This window comes from Gordonibacter sp., assembly GCF_036667095.1.
Classification (GTDB): Bacteria; Actinomycetota; Coriobacteriia; order Coriobacteriales; family Eggerthellaceae; genus Gordonibacter.
This window is the reverse complement of record NZ_JAVWUP010000048.1, coordinates 1-16,689: the sequence shown is the minus strand read 5'-3', so window position 1 is coordinate 16,689 and position 16,689 is coordinate 1. Positions and strand designations below refer to the sequence as shown.

13 protein-coding genes are annotated in these 16,689 nt (G+C 58.7%); 4 read left to right on the top strand and 9 right to left on the bottom strand.

The genetic code is table 11. The features are described 5' to 3' along the window. Positions 1–307 precede the first annotated feature (307 nt). The 4 genes from RR842_RS06470 to argF form a co-directional block, all read right to left on the bottom strand. Entirely contained in the window at positions 308–1,297 is a 990-nt protein-coding gene (locus tag RR842_RS06470; protein WP_332722821.1) for an NAD(P)-dependent oxidoreductase, read from the bottom strand. Positions 1,298–1,357: 60 nt separating this feature from the next. Continuing rightward, positions 1,358–2,230 (bottom strand): arginine deiminase family protein, encoded by an 873-nt coding sequence (locus tag RR842_RS06465; RefSeq protein ID WP_332512327.1) that lies wholly within the window; start codon positions 2,228–2,230, stop codon positions 1,358–1,360. A gap of 166 nt (positions 2,231–2,396) precedes the next feature. Further along, positions 2,397–3,923, bottom strand: a complete 1,527-nt coding sequence (locus RR842_RS06460; RefSeq protein WP_332512328.1) for a YfcC family protein — start codon at positions 3,921–3,923, stop codon at positions 2,397–2,399. 213 nt (positions 3,924–4,136) lie between these two features. Further along, on the bottom strand, positions 4,137–5,153 hold the full coding sequence (argF, locus tag RR842_RS06455; protein ID WP_332512329.1) for an ornithine carbamoyltransferase: 1,017 nt from the start codon (positions 5,151–5,153) through the stop codon (positions 4,137–4,139). A gap of 253 nt (positions 5,154–5,406) precedes the next feature. Between argF and RR842_RS06450 the strand changes: the two genes are divergently transcribed. Further along, the gene (locus RR842_RS06450) at positions 5,407–6,948 is read left to right on the top strand and encodes a sodium:solute symporter (RefSeq protein WP_332512330.1); all 1,542 of its coding nucleotides are present in this window, start codon (positions 5,407–5,409) and stop codon (positions 6,946–6,948) included. On the opposite strand, the gene RR842_RS06445 is transcribed toward RR842_RS06450, so the two are convergent. Together RR842_RS06445 and RR842_RS06440 are read right to left on the bottom strand one after the other, a co-directional pair. Then, a complete protein-coding gene (locus RR842_RS06445) occupies positions 6,945–8,132 on the bottom strand; it encodes a helix-turn-helix domain-containing protein (protein ID WP_332521347.1) in 1,188 nt (395 codons plus the stop codon). The two genes, RR842_RS06450 and RR842_RS06445, sit on opposite strands and share 4 nt — an antisense overlap. 27 nt (positions 8,133–8,159) lie before the next feature. Next, positions 8,160–9,383 (bottom strand): MFS transporter, encoded by a 1,224-nt coding sequence (locus RR842_RS06440; RefSeq protein WP_332512334.1) that lies wholly within the window; start codon positions 9,381–9,383, stop codon positions 8,160–8,162. A 241-nt stretch (positions 9,384–9,624) separates the two neighbouring features. Here RR842_RS06440 and RR842_RS06435 point away from each other — a divergent pair, with 241 nt between their 5' ends. Both RR842_RS06435 and RR842_RS06430 read left to right on the top strand, forming a co-directional pair. After that, positions 9,625–10,734 carry a peptidase gene (locus tag RR842_RS06435; protein WP_332729281.1) on the top strand — a complete coding sequence of 370 codons (1,110 nt, stop codon included), beginning with the start codon at positions 9,625–9,627 and terminating at the stop codon, positions 10,732–10,734. Positions 10,735–10,738: 4 nt separating this feature from the next. Beyond that, positions 10,739–11,656 (top strand): trimeric intracellular cation channel family protein, encoded by a 918-nt coding sequence (locus RR842_RS06430; RefSeq protein ID WP_332512338.1) that lies wholly within the window; start codon positions 10,739–10,741, stop codon positions 11,654–11,656. A gap of 232 nt (positions 11,657–11,888) precedes the next feature. Here RR842_RS06430 and RR842_RS06425 read toward each other — a convergent pair whose 3' ends face one another. Both RR842_RS06425 and RR842_RS06420 read right to left on the bottom strand, forming a co-directional pair. Continuing rightward, the gene (locus tag RR842_RS06425) at positions 11,889–12,518 is read right to left on the bottom strand and encodes a DUF47 family protein (RefSeq protein WP_332512340.1); all 630 of its coding nucleotides are present in this window, start codon (positions 12,516–12,518) and stop codon (positions 11,889–11,891) included. 12 nt (positions 12,519–12,530) lie between these two features. After that, positions 12,531–13,583 (bottom strand): inorganic phosphate transporter, encoded by a 1,053-nt coding sequence (locus RR842_RS06420; protein ID WP_332553131.1) that lies wholly within the window; start codon positions 13,581–13,583, stop codon positions 12,531–12,533. A 309-nt stretch (positions 13,584–13,892) separates the two neighbouring features. Between RR842_RS06420 and RR842_RS06415 the strand changes: the two genes are divergently transcribed. Continuing rightward, a complete protein-coding gene (locus tag RR842_RS06415; protein WP_332729280.1) occupies positions 13,893–15,032 on the top strand; it encodes an MFS transporter in 1,140 nt (379 codons plus the stop codon). Positions 15,033–15,497: 465 nt separating this feature from the next. On the opposite strand, the gene RR842_RS06410 is transcribed toward RR842_RS06415, so the two are convergent. Then, positions 15,498–16,013 (bottom strand): hypothetical protein, encoded by a 516-nt coding sequence (locus RR842_RS06410; protein WP_332729278.1) that lies wholly within the window; start codon positions 16,011–16,013, stop codon positions 15,498–15,500. Positions 16,014–16,689: the final 676 nt, after the last annotated feature.

The following is a 16,689-nucleotide window of genomic DNA, read 5'->3' as shown; positions in this document are numbered from 1 at the left end:
CCTGGGGCGTGTCGCCCAGGGCGTTGCCGCCGAGGGCTATGACGACGGACTTGCCGGAGCCTTTGATGTAGGGCATGGGAGGGTTCCTTTCTCTCAGTAAATACAGAATCACTCGCTTTTCGCGCAAAGCGCGAACAACCACTCACGGGTCCACCTAAGTCAGCGAGGGTTTCCCCAGTGCCCGAGATTGGCGCGTTGTGCGGCCGAGCGTACTTCGGTACGCGAGGGCAAGCACAAAAGCGCCAAGGTCGGGTGCTGGGGGAAGCCGCAGCGTCGAGCCCGTCCGTTGGCCGTAGGCCAACGGAACCTACACGTTGTTGACCAGCTTGAATACCTGGTCCTTCTCCCCTTTCAGGAAGTGGACGATGTTCTGGCATGAAAGCCGTTCCAAGTCCTCGATGGACGTGGAGGAGTAGAACGCGGCATGGGGCGTGATGATGACGTTGTCGCGGCCCACGAGCGGGTGGTTCGCCAAGTCGGGAGTCTCGTCAAGCAGCACGTCGGCCCCGAACGCCCGCAACTTGCCCGCATCGAGCGCGGCAATCAGCGCTTCCTCATCCACACACAGGCCGCGGCCGAGGTTGATAAAGATAGGCTTGCGCACCATCGCATCGAACGCTGCCTCATCGAAGAACCGCTCGTTTTCGGCCGTGAGGCACATGTGGTTGACGATGATGTCCGACTGCGCGAACAGCTCGTCAATGCCCACGCGCTGCACGCCACGCTCCGCAAAGGCAGCCTCGTCGACGTAGGGGTCGTATGCCACGATGTTCTTGACCAGGCCCGTCGCCTTTTCGGCCGTGCACTTCCCTATCTTGCCGAAGCCCACGAGGCCGAGCGTCTGGTCCTTCAGGCGCGGCCACTGAGGAGCAGCGGCATAGTCCCACTTGTGGCGCTCGTCGATATCTTTCTGGTAGAACTTGAAGTGCTTGTTCAGCGCGTTCATGTAGGCGATGGCGCTCTCGGACACGTCCTGCGTGCAGTACTCGCCCACGGGGCACACGCCGATGCCGCGACGGGTTGCTTCGTCGAGGTCAACCGAGTCGAACCCCGTCGCGTTGATGGATATCACCTTCAACTCGGGAGCCTTATCAAGCATCTCTTTATCAACCGGAAGGAATGCCATAAGCAAGGCATCCGCATCGTGTAGGCGCTCATAAAACTCGGCACGCTTTTCCTCGTGAAACTCGTACACTTCGATCTCTACGTCTTGACCAAGGCCTTCTTGCAGCGTCTGTGTCTCAAGCACATGATCGGGCATCAGAGAATCAGGGTAATCGCTGATAAGAATTTTCATGATAGATTTCGTTTCTTCTTGTGGCCCACAACAGAGCCAAACCGATGATCTCAGGCAAGCTTACGGGCGCTCGATGGGCTGCGTGAGGCAGTGGGGGCCACCGCCGGCATGCAGAATCTGGTCGAGCGGCACGTCCACTACCTCCAGACCCAGCGCGCGCATCTTGTCGTTGATGTGCTTGTTCTTCTCGATAGCAACCACTTTGCCGTTGCCGATGCACTGCACGTTGCAGCCGTGCTTGTACATGTCTTCGCTGGCTACCGGAATAAGCTCGAAATTGCGACGCTTCAGCATTTGCAGGAAGTTGTAGGGCAGCTGGTCGATGCAGGCCAGCGCCACCTGCGGGGCCACGATGTTGAAGATCATGTCCAGGTGCAGGTTGTCCGGCGGGCAGGGCACGCCCACCACGGTGTAGCCAAACTTCTGCAGCTGATCGCGCAAGTTGTCAACACCCGCCTGATCGGTGCGATCCACCTGGCCAAACGCCAGCGTGTGGTCGTCGATCATCCAAAAGTCTCCACCCTCCATGCACCCAGCGTTCACGCGGGCCACGATAGGAACACCCATCTCCTTGAGCTTGTTCTCGTAGGCTACGGCCTCAACCTGACGCACGGGGTGGCGGAAGTGACCTATCACGGCACCTTCTTTGATCATGCAGCCGTAGTCGCGGGCGAACGTCATCACCTCGAACTCAGGGCGCGCCTCCACTTCCACAACCTCGATGCCGTTAGCCTTGAAGGCATCCACGAGCATCCGCCACTCAGCTACCATCACGTCATTCTGCTCAGCGTCGCCCTTGGCCATCCACTCGGCCGTAATCACGTTGATGCCGTTGAACTTGTAGTAGCGCGGCGAGCACATCATGACTTTCTTCAGCACGTTCGTCGCATTTGATACGTATACTTTTTCTTCTACCTTTGTTTCTTCAGACATAACTTTGCTCCTAACTTTCACAGGGTATAGATACGATTTGAGCACGAGCACCAGTTGAGCACCGGTACGATTGAGGGCGCAAACAGGGATGAATGCCCGCTGACCGCACGTGCGGAAGCGATTTGAGGGTGGGTGCGCGCCCCACGCACCCACCTGCGGCCCAGAGCTACAGAACCACCGCCACGCACAGGAACACGCAGCACACCACGAACAGGAATCCCACAATGGGCGCGGCTCTCTTCACCCAATCGCCGTAGCTCATGTGGGCAGCCGAGGTACAGGTCATCACCACAATCGAGGTGGGCGATATCATCTTGGCCAAGCCAAGCGCCATACAGTAGATGGTTACCATGATGGCCACGTCCACACCGGCGAACTGCGAAAGCGATGCCATGATGCCCATCGTTGCCGCCGCCAAACCGGTGGAGCTGGGAATGAGACAGGCAATAAGGAAGTAGCAGATAAGCGCCACGATAACGAAGGCCACCGGAGGCAAAGCCGAAAGCGTCGACTCGCACATGTTCAAGATAGTCGGGGTTATCTGGCCACCGTCCATGATTACCTGAATGCCTCGTGCAAGCGGCACGACGAACGCGGTGGACACCAAACCAGCAGCACCTGCGATAAGCGTGTTGATAATCTTGTCGGCATCGTAGCGCATGATGATGCCGGTAGCCAAGGTCATAATCATGACCAGCATGGACAGTTCGGGGAAGTACCACGATCCAAACGGCGTGATATTAGTACCCAGCAATTCCCTCAAGAAAGGCGTCATGCCAATCCAAGCTACCGCATCCTCAAAAAACGTCCAAGCCGGATTGATAGAAGTCCAGGGCACTAGCCCGACGATCATAATGGCGAACGTGAGGATGAAGATACCCAAAGCGCCCTTCTGACGACCCGACAGCGTAAGATCCTCGTTCTCGGAAACCGGGAACTCTATCAGGTCTTTATCACGACGGAAGAACTGCACGGACTTCTCGGGGTGCGCCTTAATCTTGTCGGCATACCGGCAGATGATGAAGATAACCAACCCCGTGAACACCACCAACATAAGCACGCGCATACCCATGCCGTCACCTGCGGATATACCCGCAATACCCGACGCGATACCCGTGGCGAACGGGTTCACCGTGGAGGCCAGGCAGCCGGCCTGTGTACCCAGCACGACAATCATGACGGCCACCACAGTATCCAAGCCAAGCGCCAAAATAACCGGAACGAACATGAGGAAGTACACGATGCCCTCTTCGTAGGCACCTTCCAACGTACCAAAGAACGCCATAATACACACGAGGAGGCCAATGAGCACATGCATATTGTTCTGGTTCTTCATGGTAATGCGCTTGAGCGCCGTCTTCACCGCGCCGGTTTCATCCATCATTTGAAGGAAGCTGCCGAACAGCAAAATAGTGAGCGAAATGGAAATAGCGCCGCTGATAGCACCTGACCCCAGCATGCCCGTGATGGGTGCTAGAAACACATCCCAAAGGCCCTGTGGGTTGGATTCAACCAGATGGAAGGTGCCCGGAATAGCATCTCCCGCCTCGTTTAAGTCGTAGGCGCCACCCGGAACAAACCAGCTCAGCACGGCAATAAAACAAATGACTCCAAACAAGATGACGTAGGTATTCGGCATCTTGAATTTCTTCTTGCCCTTCTCGGTGCCCTTCTCGGGCTGTTTATCCGTCATGGATACCCCCTTTCTTTTCCACCCCTTCTTCTTACCGAAGAAGCGTGAAATGTATGCATGCGGTAGAGCAAGACCACTGCTCAGGCCACTTCTCAAACCGGGCGAAGCCGCACCGATCCAAGGCATCGCCAAGCGGCGATTTGCCCGAGGTGCCTTGCGCCCCCTGCGAAATGCTCAAACGCACCTTTCGCAGGGAGACAAACTGAATAGGATTTACACGCAGGGAATGTACAGGTCGCCCAGCGTGGCGGCCATGATAGCCTTGATGGTGTGCATGCGGTTCTCGGCCTGTTCAAACTGGCGGCCATGCTCGCAGTAGAACACGTCGTCGGTAACCTCCATGGCAGAAATACCGTGCTGTTCTTTAATGTCGGCAGCATAATCGGTCTCGGCGTTGTGGAAAGCCGGCAGGCAATGCAGGAAAATCCAGTCGGGGTTCTTGATGTGGGATACCAACTCGGCGTTCACCTGGTAGGGAGACAGCAGGCGCACGCGCTCTGCGAACTGGGATTCCTCACCCATAGCGGCCCACACGTTGGCGTAGACGGCATCGGCGTTCGTTACCGCTTCGACAGGATCATTCGTCACCGTAATGGTGGCACCGCTGACCTCGGCGAAGGCCTGGGCCACCTTCAAAATCTCAGGATCGGGCTCAAGTTCCTTCGGCGTAGCGTTCACGTAGTTCACGCCCAAGATCGCGCTCGTGATCATGAGGGAGTTCTGCACATTGTTGCGACCCTGGCCGCAATAAGCAAGCGTCAGGCCCTCAAGCGTTCCGAAGTTCTCCTTCATGGTCATAAAGTCGGCGAGCATCTGCGTGGGATGTTCTTTGTCAGTGAGGCCATTCCATACCGGTACGCCGGAGTACTTGGCCAGGTCTTCGACGTTTTCCTGAGCAAAGCCGCGGAATTCGATGCCATCGAACATGGAACCCAGCACAAGCGCGGTGTCGCGCACCGTTTCCTTCTTGCCCAGCTGAATGTCGTTTTTACCCAGGTACTCGGGATGTGCGCCCATATCAAAGCAGGCGGTGGTGAAGGCGGCACGGGTGCGGGTCGAGGTCTTCTCGAACAGAAGAGCGATATTCTTGCCCTCCAAATAATGATGAGCAACACCGCGCTTCTTGAGGTCCTTCAAGTGCTCGGAAAATCCGATAAGCCACATCAACTCATCTTTGGTGTAGTCCCTCGTAGAGAGAAGACTGCGTCCCTGGAATACTGACTCGGTCATGTGCCGCTCCTATCGTTTGCATGGATGCATCAATGACCCATCCCCGACGGACATCGCTTCTTTCGCTGCGACCCCTCTCGGCAGTCCGGGCATGAGAGCATCATACAAAGCGGTGCACATTCCCCCCTATGGACGACTGAACAAATCTTTCGCCCTCCGCTTTGTCCAGTCGTACAAAAGGTGTGCCAACCTAAGCGCATACGATAAACGCGAGCGTTCGGCGAGGCATTGAGGATAAAGCGGAGGAACCGGCATGGCTTTAGCAACGATCGACTACGTTATTATCGCGCTCTATTTCATCGTCATGGTAGCTATCGGATTCATTGCCATGCGCTTCACCAAAACACAAGAGGATTACCTGGTAGCCGGAAGACGGTTATCGTTCCCCCTGTTCTTCGGCTGCATGGCGGCACTCGCGCTCGGTGGCGGCTCAACGGTGGGAAGCGCCCAGCTGGGCTACCAGTACGGGTTCGGGGGCATTTGGCTGAACGTGAGCATCGGGTTGGGGCTCATCTTGGCCGGATTCCTCATCACCAGCAAGCTGTCCAAGCTGCGCGCCCTGAGCGTCAACGAAGTAGTAGAAGGGAGCTATGGCCCCACAGCCCGGATATTCAGCTCCGTGCTCACCCTCATCTACACGCTCACGCTTAGCGTGGTGCAGGTCATCTCCATAGGTACCATCATCAACGGCGTGTTGGGAATCGACTCAACGCTCTCCATGGTGCTGGGCGGCGGCATCGTCATCCTCTACACGTTCGTGGGCGGCATGTGGTCGGTCACCATGACCGATATCGTTCAGTTCGCCATCAAGACCGTAGGCATCCTTATTCTGGCACCCCTCTTCTGCATCTCGGCGGCGGGCGGCTGGGACGCACTCGTGAGCAAGGTGCCGGAGACATACTTGTCAGCCGGCAGCATGGGCTTCGACAAGAGCTTCGCCTACCTTGTGCTTTACGTGCCCGGGCTTATCATCGGCCAGGATATTTGGCAGCGGATATTCACGGCGAAGAACCAGAAAGTGTCGAAATCGGGCACCATCTGTGCGGGTGCCTATAGCATCCTCTACGCATTCGCCACGGTGATCATTGGCATGAGCGTGGCGGTGTTGCTGCCCCAGTTGGACAATTCGCAGAACGCCTTCGTAACCGGCGTTACCACGTTCCTGCCCGTGGGCGTGCGCGGACTTGTGCTGGCGGCGGCTATGGCGGCCACCATGTCGGTGTCGAGCGGAACCATACTGGCCGCATCAACCATCCTGTACAACGATTTGTTCGTACGCTTCATCGACCGCAAGCCCCACCGGACGAACCAGATGGGCGTCACCCGCATCTGCGCGCTCCTGATCGGCGTCGTGGTTATGGTGTGCGCCCTTTGGATCAACGACGTGCTCGTAGGCATCGACATCAGCTACGGCTATCTGTCAGGATGCGTGTTTGTGCCGCTCGTGGCCAGCTTCGTACTGAAGCGGTTCAGCCCCAAAGCGGGCCTGTACGCGCTTGCCGTCAGCGCCGTGGTGGTCACGGGGTGCTTTCTGACGGTGGGTACCGCAAGCTCTATCCCTATCGTAGCCGGCATGACATCGGGGTTGGTGGCGTACCTTATCGTAAACCTCTTGAGCAAGCAGAAGGTCACGTCCCCGTTCATCGACGATGCGGCAGGAGCGCTGGAGACCCAGGAACAGACGGTGGCGCAGGGTACGAAACGGGAGGATCCCGCCTCGCCGCAGGCTGCCGGGGAGGGAAGCGAGAACCCCACCCTGTCGCCAAACGGCTCGACGTCTGACGAGCGCCCCTAGCCGTTTCCGGGCAAACACTGCTTCGAGCTGTCGAACGTGGGAAGAAATACCAGGTCAAGCAGGTACAGCAGCTCCCGATCCGTCCGGTCGGCCATACCCAGGAGCGCTTTGGCCTTGCGCACACGATAACGCACGGTGTTAGGATGCTGGTGCAGTTCGTCTGCCACGGTTTTAACATCGCCATAAGCACGCACCAGCGCCTCGACCGTAACCATGAGCTCCGTGCCGTGCACGTCGTCGTAGCGCGCGAGCTTCGAGCGGTACAGCGCACTGGCGCTCATGAACAACCTGTTCGAGCGCGCTGCGTCCATGAACGCCCCCGCATGCAAGTCCGCCCAGCGAACTGCCCGCACGCCATCGCGCTCGACGGCATCTGCCGCGGTAAGCGCCTGGTGAACAGTCAGGTCCCCGTCCGTCGGACGCACCGCCTCGCCCACGCCGCAGCGCAAGTTGCCCGCAGCCGCAATGAGCGCAAGGCAACGCTCTTCAATCGAGGCCATTTCCTCGATACCGGCGTTGCCGTAGGATACCAGGGCTAGGATGCGCTCGCGGTACGGGCAAACGGAAACCGACTCCACCACACTGCCGTCTTCCGCGACGGAGGCAAGCAGCAACGTGACCGCATCGACCGTCGCAAAGAACGAGCACTTGTCGGTCGTCGGCGTGGTCAGCGCGAAGCACTGCACCAGAGCGCCGCCCATCCCGGCGATGCCGTGCAGCAGCTTGCGCGTGCGGTCGCCATCGTGGGAGGCCAACAGCTCGTCGACGATCCGCCCCTTGTCGAGCCCCTCTTGATCGCGCCGGATCAGATCGAGCGACTCGTAGGCCACCGTCTCATAGTAGGCCCCATCGTGCAAATAGAGCGGCACGCCGCGCGCGGCGCTTTCGGAACGCACGAGATCGCTGATAGGAGGTTCGTACACGCTCTTGATGGCGATGGCTGCCACATCACGCCGAATCATGGTGAGCAGCGATTTCTCCGCCATGTCAGGGTTTCCGTAGGCAAATCCCAGGTTCGTGAGGATAAGCTCGCGCGGCATGTACACGCTGTACTCGTTGTAGTCGGGCGGGCAATCGAGGATGCCCACATTGCGCACCTCGCGCGCACCTCCCCCGTCGCACGGCGCGACGAGCCTCACGTTCTCGAACGCGGTCAGAGCGAGAATATCCGATACCGTGATCAACCGTCCTCCGATCCCCGAAGAGTAGCGTTACTTCTCCGGCATCTTCCACAAAAGCACAAAGCCTGCCACGAACAGCACGGCTATCGAGAGCACGCCCACGGAAGGATTGCCGGTGATCTGCGTGAACACGCTAACCAACAACGTACCCAGCACGGCCGCGTACTTACCGAAAATATCGAAGAAGCCGTAGTACTCGTTGGCGTGCTCCTTCGGGATAAGCTTGCTGAACTCGCTGCGCGACAGCGCCTGGATGCCACCTTGGAACAGGCCCACGCAGATGGCGAGTATCCAGAACTGAGGGGCCTCGCGCATGAAGAACGCGGCAAACAGCGTGATGCAGAAGTAGGCGGCAACAGCCACCAACAACATGCGCTTCGTGCCGAACTTCGCGGACAGCCGACCGTAGACAAGAGCTGACGGGAACGCCACGAACTGCGTCATGAGCAGCGCCAGCACGAGCTGGGTGGAATCGATCCCCAGGTCGGTGCCGTAGCTGGTGGACATCTTGATAATGGTATGAACGCCGTCGATATAGCAGAAGAACGCCAGCATGAACAAACGCAGCTTGCGGTCTTTGAAGATGCGCTTGATCGTGCGCCCGAGGCCTGAGAACGTGTCGCGCAGCAGGTTGGTCGCACGCTCTTTGTAGTGCGTCTGATGCACGTTGCGAATCAACGGGATACTGAACGCCACCCACCATACCGCCGTGATCAAAAACGCTAGCTTCATGCCCACGTCCATGGAGATACCCACCGCCGGGCCCCCCAGCACCACAAGCAGACACGCGATGAACGGAATGCACGAACCGATATAGCCCCAAGCATAACCTTGCGACGACACCTCGTCGTAGCGTTCCTCAGACGTAGCATCCACCAAAAACGCATCGTAGAACACCATCGAGCCGTTCAGCATGATGGAAGCAATCACGTATATCACCAGGAAAGCCAGCGCCGTACCCGGAATACCCAAAGCGGCAAGGGCGATGGCGCCGGTGCCCACCGTGCCGATGAAGAACTTCTTCTTGTTGCCTTTGAGGTCCGCAAGGCTGCCCAAGATGGGCATGGCCAGTGCCAGCAGCAGCGAGGCAATGGTCTCGGCGTAGCCCCATGCCACCACGACCGAAGAACCCGGCTCGACCAGCGTTTTGAAGTATACGGGTATCAGCGCCGTGGCAAGCATTATGAACGCCGAGTTGCCCATATCGTAGAGCACCCAGCTCCGTTCCTGCTTCGTCATCTTACCGAGCGCCATCGCTCACCTCCTCCCGATCGCCGTCCCGTCGCGAACGTCCGCAGACCTCGCCTGCCGCTCGTCTATCGCTCACGCCGCCTACCCACACGGTTTTCGCCGGCACTCGCCTGCCGGAAACACCAACGAACAGATTTTTCTATTCACAACTGGGAAACCGACGGTTAACAAGTCAGGCCTCATTGTATATGATAGCGCTAAGCGACACCGGTAAAAATTAACGTCAGGAACGGAGCGCCTTGCCATGCCTGCTCTCATCACGCACGATTTCTTCGGACAGGACCTCTACGACCGCCTTTTCCGCACGGTAGGCGGTACGCATGACGAAGCGCAGGCGTTTTTGCTGGGTAACCAAGGACCAGACCCCTTGTTCTATTCGATAGTCAACCCCAGCCTGCGCGAACACAACCGCCTTGGCAGCGTTATGCACAACGAAAAGCCCAGCGAGCTCATGGCGGCCTTCAAGAACTCCCTCGATATCCTCGACGAAGACGACCTGCCCGTCGGGCGCGCCTACGCGTTCGGGTTCGTCTGCCACTATACGCTGGACTCCCTTATGCACCCGCTGGTGTACTTCAACGAGTACCTCCTGTGCGATGCCGGAGAGCCCGGGCTTTCACGCGCCGACGGCACCGAAGTACACGCCACCATCGAAAGCGAGTTGGATGAACTCGTGCTGTTCGAGAAACGCGGCGAGACCGTGGAGACGTTCTCCCCCTGGCGCGAGATTCTGCAGGCCGACGACCACGTGCTCGACATCGTATCGAAAATGTACGCCTATGTGGCGCTCGTCGTGTACGGGCGCATTATCCCCCAAGACATGTTCGCCGCCTCCGTACGCGGCTTTCGCAGCGCGCAGAAGCTGTTCCACTCCCCCACGGGGCGCAAGCGCGCCGTCCTGGGGCGGATCGAGCGCCTGGCACGGCCGTTCTCGTTCTATCAATCCATGAGCCATCGACCCGTGAAGCTGACGGAAAGCGCCTACGACAATCACGAGCACAAAGCCTGGGAAGACCCGCACACGGGAACGACGAGCACCGACGGGTTCTGGGATCGCTACGAGCAAGCGCTCGATAAGGCTGCGGCCAACATCGAGGCGTTCGCCCGTTCAGGCTTCGACCTGGACGCAGCGCGCACCTTGACCGGCGAGCTGGACTTCTCGGGACGGCCCGTCGTGGCGACGTTGGTGTCGGTGGAAGACGGCAAGCCGTCTGTGCAGAGGGGTGCGGAGGAAGAAAGCCTCCGGAAGGATGACGCGGCGGGAATTTCGGGCAAAGAAGGCTCCCCGGGGGACGACGTCGTGGATGCGACGGGGAAACCCGCGAACGCTGGCTCTGCCGAGCACGGCGCCTAGCGCGATGCTCCAAGTCGACCTGACCATACCCTTTTGGCTGGAACTCGCCGCTGCACTGACCGGCGGCCTCTCAGGCGCCATGAGCGCCGTGCGGGCGCGCTACGATATTTTCGGCGTGGTATGCATCGCGCTTACCGCCGGCTTGGCCGGCGGCGTTATGCGCGACGTGCTGCTGCAGAACTACGGCATCTACGCGTTCCAGAACCCTCAGCTGCTGCTTGCCTGCGCCGCGGCTGGCGTAGCCGTATTCTACTTCGGCAAGTTGGCCGCCTACCTGGACCCCATCATCGCGCTGCTGGACAACCTATCGGTAGCCCTCTGGGCCGTGATCAGCGTCGGGAAGTCGCTTTCCGCCGGGCTGGACGTGGTGCCCGCCGTAATCCTCGGAACCGTTACCGCTGTGGGCGGCGGCATCCTGCGCGACGTGTTCATGAACCGCGAGCCGGAGGCATTTCAGGCCGGCACCTTGTACGGATCGGCCGCGCTCTTCGGATCGATCGTGTACGCGCTGATGAAGCAGAACCATATCCTGGATCAGTACGCCGCCATTGCCTGCGTGGCCATCGTCTTGCTGCTGCGCTACACCTCGTTGTTCTTCGGATGGAGAACCAGCGAGCCGCGCGACTACACCGATGTGGTGACCAGCGCCGTCGCACGCCCCGTCAGATCCGTTGCCCGCCGCGTGCGCCCGCCCGAAGGCAAAGTGAAACGCGACCGCGACCGCAAGTCGCGCGGCTACGAGCGTCTGCGTCGCATCTGGCGCGCACCAGGCAGCACCTCGCCGCTGCCACCCTTGGATGCGGAGGCTACCGAGACGGATGCGTCCGGCAATGCCGAGCGCATCAGCGACCACATCCTGGTTGATCGCGACGAGCTGCGCCGCATCAAGGGCGGCAGCGGAGACGATTCACGCGAAGCGTGAACATAACCTTCCTGGTTGGCGCAGTAACCTGGTTGGCGTAGTAAATCAGCGAGAGGCGCTCTGGTGCCGAAGATTGCCCCGTCATGCGGCTGAGCGTACTTTGGTACGCGAAGGCAAGCATGAAAGGGGCAAGATTCGGTGCCAGAGCGCCTCGCAGCGTCGGGCGGCTCGGCGGCTGGCAAGCCGCCGGAACCCTGTCGAGTGGCTCGGCAGCTAGCAAGCCGCCGGAACCCTACACGTTCTTCAGCAGGATGGTGCTCATGGAGTCGGCGGTGTGCTCGCAAGAGTCGCAGCACTTCTCCATGCGATCGAAGATCTGCGTCCACACCAGCACGCGCATAGAGTTCTCGCGATCCTGTGTGTGCAGCTTGCGGATGACCTTCAAGAACAGCTGGTCGGCCTCTTCCTCGTATGTATTCACGTCGATGATAAGCTGCTTGAACGTCTTTGACTTCTTGAAGTTGCGGAAGTCCTCCATGGCCTTGTCCAACGCCTCGCAGCTCTTCTTGATGAGGCGGGCAAACTCAAGCGCGTCTTCATGCATGACATGGATGTCGTACATGTAGAAGCGCTGCATCACGTCCTCGATGTAGTCGATGATGTTGTCCAGGTACTGGGCGAGCTCGATGATGTCCTCGCGCTCGATGGGCGTGATGAAATCGGTAGCCACCGTCTGGAAGATAGCGTGGTTGATCTCGTCGCCTTCGTGCTCGATCTCATGGGCACGCTCCATGATGGGCCTGAGGTCTCCCGCCGCCGTAAAGCCCTTGATGGCCTCGATGAGCAGATCGGCTTCTTTCACCGTCAACTCGGACAGCTTCTCGAACTGGTCAAAATAATCGAACTTGTGCTTCTTCGCCATTCTTCAACTCCTTTAGAAGAAAAGTAGGAACAAGTGGGCAAACGCAAACCCGAGCAACCCGCACCCAGGAAACGTCAGAACCCACGTCTTCACCATATCGACCGCAATACCCCACTTTACCGCACTCTTACGTTTCGCCGCACCCACGCCCATGATAGCCGTCGTATTCGTATGCGTCGTAGAAACCGGAAGGCCGGCAAAAGTGGAAAACATAAGGCAGAAAAACGTCGCACAGCTGGCAGCGAACCCTTGGTAAGGCTCCAGCTTCACCATCTTCACGCCAACGTTCTTGATGATGCGCTCGCCGCCCACCGCCGTGCCGATGCCCATATTCAATGCGCAGAGGAACATGAGCCATACGGGCAGCGCCATCTGATCGGGCTGGCCGAGGCCCGTGGCAAGCGTAATGGCCAGGATGAAGATGCTCATGAACTTCTGACCGTCCTGCGCGCCGTGCATGAACGCCACGCCCGCACCGGAGACTATCTGCGCCCAACGGAACACTTTAGTGGTGTTGGTGCGGTCCATGTTGCGGCAAGCGCGCCCGACGATCTTCGAGTTCAGCCATCCCAGGAAGAATCCGAGTAGAGTGGACAGCACGATGCCGTAGACCACCTTCATCCACTCGCCACCGTTGATGGCGCCGAGACCGCCCTGCAGCGCGATAGCCGCACCGGTAAGGCCAGCGATAAGCGAATGGCTCTGGCTGGTGGGGATGCCGAAGTACCACGCCGTCACGCCCCAAACGATAATAGCGACCATGGCCGCAGTAAGCGCAATAAGGGACTGGTGGGCATCGCCCCCGAAATCGACCATATTGAAAATAGTCTCGGCCACAGCAGCCGTCACCAAAGATACGAGCAGCAATCCTAGAAAGTTGCAGACAGCGGCCATAAGAATAGCCCACTTAGGCTTCATGGCGCGCGTCGAGACTACGGTGGCAATAGCGTTAGGGGCGTCGGTGGCTCCATTGACGACGATAACGCCGACATTGAGCAGGGTCACTGCTACCAGCATAGGATTCGAGGCGAGCTCGGTAATAAACGAGGCCCACTCTATGGTCACAGCTTCCCCTTCGACAGAACAGTAAAAAGGCGCAACAATAATCCAGTTTAACGTAAATCTTACGTGCAAAAGTGACGGTGAGGTGCTTTTTACGTCGATAGATAGGCCGTTGGGTAAAAACTGCGTAAAGTCGTGCCGTTTCAGCATCGCATGCCACCCCCGTCCAAGACGGTGCAGTTTTACGCGGGACAACCCCGATTTTCCCGCAGTGCGGAGCCTGCTAAAATGTAAGTTGATCGCTCTGCTTTATCTGCCCGCTGCTGGCACCTAGCCAAAAGAGCAGCGCCAAAGCCAGTCAGGGGGACTTGCATGAAAAGGGAAATCCAACTGCCGTTGCAAACAGGCGACCTTATCGTCGGCTTCATGGTATGGGTCATCCTGTCGTCGCTGTTGCCGTTTATCAAGCAGGACATCGCCATACCGACCGAACAGCTCGCTCTGGTCACCGCCATCCCGGTGGTGTTGGGCTCGGTGCTGCGCGTACCGCTGGGATACTTGACGAACTTACTGGGAGCACGCACGGTGTTTCTGGCCAGCTTCGCATGCCTGCTCGCTCCCGTCTGGTTCATCAGCGAGGCGACCACCTACGAAGCACTTTTAGTCGGCGGCGTGTTCCTAGGGTTCGGGGGAGCCGTGTTCTCCGTCGGCGTCACGTCACTGCCGAAATACTACCCGCGCGAACGACACGGCTTTGTGAACGGCGTATACGGGTTTGGCAACATGGGAACAGCGTTGACCACCTGGCTAGCCCCGTTAGCTGCGATAGCGGTAGGCTGGCGAGGAGCCGTAAAACTCTACTTGGTGCTGCTGGCCGCAGCCATCGTCGTGAACCTGGTGCTGGGCGATCGTGGCGAGCCGCGAGTAAAAACACCTATCGTCGCACAGGTAAAAGCCGTATGGCGCGATGCACGGCTTTGGAGCCTGTCGCTGTTCTACTTCGTCACCTTCGGCGCTTTCGTGGCGCTGACGGTGTACCTGCCGAACTTCCTTACGTCGCACTATACCCTTGACAATGTGACGGCAGGTGCTTTGACCAGCGCATTCATTATCATTGCGGCAACCGTGCGCGTTCTGGGCGGTTGGCTGGCCGACCGGCACGATTGCTTCAGGCTGCTGGCGATCGTGTTCGCGGCACTCGCTGCCGGAGCTGTCGTGCTGGCCGTTGCACCAGGACTGCCGGTGTATCTGGCCGGCATCTACCTGATCAGCGTCGCCTGTGGCATCGGAAACGGCGCGGTGTTCAAGCTGGTTCCCACCTACTTCATGGACCAAGCAGGGCCCGTAAATGGCCTCGTGTCCCTGTGGGGCGGCCTCGGCGGGTTCTTCCCACCACTCGTGCTGTCGGCCAGCATGGCCGCCTTTGGCACAAACGCGCCTGGGTTGGCGGCTTTCGCCGCGCTGGCATTGGCGTGCTTGGCGGTAGTGGCGGGAATGAAGGGAAAGGCCTGACCTTCACGTCCGCACCCGCCAGTCCCGCCAGCAGCTTTTACGCCAGATCGGACTTCTTAGACTCAAGCAGCACAGGTCTCCGCCGGTTAGGTAAGCAACGCGGACTTGCGCAGGCACTGCACATTCTACCTGCGCCGTACGACCCGCCCATCTCGCGACCTGCGTCGCGCGACTTGCGACTTGCGACTTGCGTCGCGCGACTTGCGACCTGCGACCTGCGCGACCTGCGACCTGCGCGCCGCGCCCATCTCACCCGCCCGAATCCACCTGCATCCGCCTAGATCCGCCTGCATCCACCCGAATCAACCTGCGTCCACCTGCATCCACCTGCATCCACCTGCATTTACCTGCATCCACCTGCATTTACCTGCGTCCACCTGCATCCGCCCGAGTCCGCCTGGACAAAATACGGCCTCGGGGCATCACAATGCGACTCGAATGCCTCCGCAAAATATTTCGACCTGGTCATTTGGCTGGTGGCAGATCGAATTCACCCCTCAGATCATCATTTCCACAGCCCTCAGCCCCATTTTTGTCCATGATTCTTTTAGTTATATTAGTAGATCGAGTATCCAGAAGAAGGTTGCGCAAACTATCCTGGACACCCGATGGATTGAGCCGTTCCATGCGCAAACGCCTCCCCAACCGCTTCGCCAGCAACCGGGCGACCCTATCCATCTCGCGCAGATCACAGACCTGCTGCTGAGTGAGCGTTGCAACCTCGATTCCCAGGTAGGCCAAATCAGTGCGCCGGCTGGCATCCTCGGCAATGCGCGTTGCCCCGGTGTGATGCAGGTTGGAGTCATATTCGATAGCGAATTTTGCTTCCGGCCAATACAAATCGCATTCATAGTAGCTTTTCTTCACGAACGCGCGGTCCTTCGCCGATATGGTTACCGCGGCGTTCATGAGGGGAAAGGGAAGCCCATACCCGCCGAGCTTCACCGGCAAACACAAGAGCACGACCGTCACAGTCTCCATAGGGGATCGTGAGCCATTCCGGACGAATCGTGCGGCCTGACGCGCAGCCCCAACTCCCCGTGTGCTTCCCAAGCGCTCAAAAGCCCGCCTAAGATCGTCGACATCGGCTAAAGGAGGTCGCTTGGCGAGCTTGTCGAACCCCCCTATTGCACATGCGTATTGCCCGCAAAGCTCGAAACCCGTCTCTACCGCATTCGGGAGCGGAAGCGCCGACGACAATTCAAAGAAGCAGGTAGCTGGCGGGACAACGTAGATACCCTTGGCAAGACGGACCACGTGGCGCCAGAAGAAGTCACTTGGAGCCACGTGGCATCGCACTCCACAGCACCGGCAGCGCGCTATCTTGCTTTCGACAAGCAGATGAACCGGCTTTGAAAGGAACGGAAAGCCTCCCTCAGCCAACGATGCCACTTCCCCGTAGCTCGGTCGGCCGAGAGGCTTGTTCAAAACACGCCAAGCTGAAGCGGGAGGCATGCGCCGAGCATGGGCTGCATAACGCCAGAATTCCATAGCCGATATGTTGGACAGCAGAATGCTCATAGAGCGCAGCCTATCATGTTTAACGCAAGGAAGGAAGGGCACTATTTGTATTCTGAACTGGTATTTTATGAGTATTGTATACTGCTTGATTCTTGCTGGATTGCCGTTCGAATCTTGCTGGATTGCTGCTTGATTC

What these genes read in the sequence shown, in the direction of transcription:
- RR842_RS06470 (WP_332722821.1), bottom strand. Translation starts at nt 1,297, where the DNA reads ATGAAAATTCTTATCAGCGATTACCCTGATTCTCTGATGCCCGATCAT.
- RR842_RS06465 (WP_332512327.1), bottom strand. Translation starts at nt 2,230, where the DNA reads ATGTCTGAAGAAACAAAGGTAGAAGAAAAAGTATACGTATCAAATGCG.
- RR842_RS06460 (WP_332512328.1), bottom strand. Translation starts at nt 3,923, where the DNA reads ATGACGGATAAACAGCCCGAGAAGGGCACCGAGAAGGGCAAGAAGAAA.
- argF (WP_332512329.1), bottom strand. Translation starts at nt 5,153, where the DNA reads ATGACCGAGTCAGTATTCCAGGGACGCAGTCTTCTCTCTACGAGGGAC.
- RR842_RS06450 (WP_332512330.1), top strand. Translation starts at nt 5,407, where the DNA reads ATGGCTTTAGCAACGATCGACTACGTTATTATCGCGCTCTATTTCATC.
- RR842_RS06440 (WP_332512334.1), bottom strand. Translation starts at nt 9,383, where the DNA reads ATGGCGCTCGGTAAGATGACGAAGCAGGAACGGAGCTGGGTGCTCTAC.
- RR842_RS06435 (WP_332729281.1), top strand. Translation starts at nt 9,625, where the DNA reads ATGCCTGCTCTCATCACGCACGATTTCTTCGGACAGGACCTCTACGAC.
- RR842_RS06430 (WP_332512338.1), top strand. Translation starts at nt 10,739, where the DNA reads ATGCTCCAAGTCGACCTGACCATACCCTTTTGGCTGGAACTCGCCGCT.
- RR842_RS06425 (WP_332512340.1), bottom strand. Translation starts at nt 12,518, where the DNA reads ATGGCGAAGAAGCACAAGTTCGATTATTTTGACCAGTTCGAGAAGCTG.
- RR842_RS06415 (WP_332729280.1), top strand. Translation starts at nt 13,893, where the DNA reads ATGAAAAGGGAAATCCAACTGCCGTTGCAAACAGGCGACCTTATCGTC.
- RR842_RS06410 (WP_332729278.1), bottom strand. Translation starts at nt 16,013, where the DNA reads ATGGAGACTGTGACGGTCGTGCTCTTGTGTTTGCCGGTGAAGCTCGGC.